We start from the raw sequence: 908 nt of genomic DNA on the forward strand, positions 1-908 counted from the left end.
TCCAGGCACTTGCGGAGCATGTTCCCGTGAACGTGCTCACGGTTGGTCTGCAATCTGGCGCGCACCTTGTCGGTGTTGATCGAGAGGTGTTCGCGGTCAATCTTGTCCAGGACCGCTTCGTGTACGAGTTTCTTCCGGACGACTTTCGACAGGACTGCGGACATCTGCGGCTCCCTTCATGTTCGATGTACCAGTGTTGACCAGGCAGTTGTTCGATCAGTGTATCTGTTTCGCGGACTTGGGCACGGTCATCGGAACGCCTTCGGTCAGATTCTGCTCGATCCGCCCTACTCGCCATGTAATACATACAGAGGTCTATTCGTAGAATATGATGGTGGAATGTTGATCGGATACGCACGCTGCGCTTTGTCGATGGACGGCGACGAGCAAGGCCAACGCGCTGCACTCGTCGCGCTCGGCGTCGAGGCCGACTTCATTCATATCGACCGCGGTCTGACCGGGACAGATAGGCCCAGACCTGCACTGACAGCTGCATTGTCCGCTCTCTCGGCTCGGGACACCCTCGTCGTCACGACGCTCGAACGGCTGGCTAGGTCGGTCACCGACCTCAGCGACATCGCCACGGACCTCGCACAACGGGACGTGCTGTTGATTTTCGCCGGCACAGTCCACGACCCGAAGGACCCCATTGGAGCAACCGTGTTCGACATGCTCTCCCAAACCTTCAGCAAGTTCGAGACCGGCCTGATCCATCTGCGCACGATGGAAGGAAACGCTCGCCGCAAAGCCACCGGCGGCTTCGCTGGCCGAACACCGCTCCTCGACGCAAAGCAGCAAGCAAAACTCTTCGACCTGCACTCTCGGCGTGAGCATTCCATTGCGGAGCTGGCAAAAATGTTCAATCTCAGTAAACCCGGTGTCTACAAGTACGTCGCACGCGAGAAGAA

At 58.0% G+C, this 908-nt stretch carries 1 protein-coding gene; it reads left to right on the forward strand.

Annotated features, from left to right (window positions below; all coding sequences use genetic code 11):
• Window positions 1–339: 339 nt before the first annotated feature.
• Window positions 340–908: recombinase family protein (locus V2B23_RS30865; protein ID WP_430953693.1), on the forward strand; the 569-nt coding region annotated here is incomplete at its 3' end.

Origin of the sequence: Rhodococcus sp. 24CO (assembly GCF_050586165.1) — a bacterium.
Taxonomy (GTDB): domain Bacteria; phylum Actinomycetota; class Actinomycetes; order Mycobacteriales; family Mycobacteriaceae; genus Rhodococcus_F.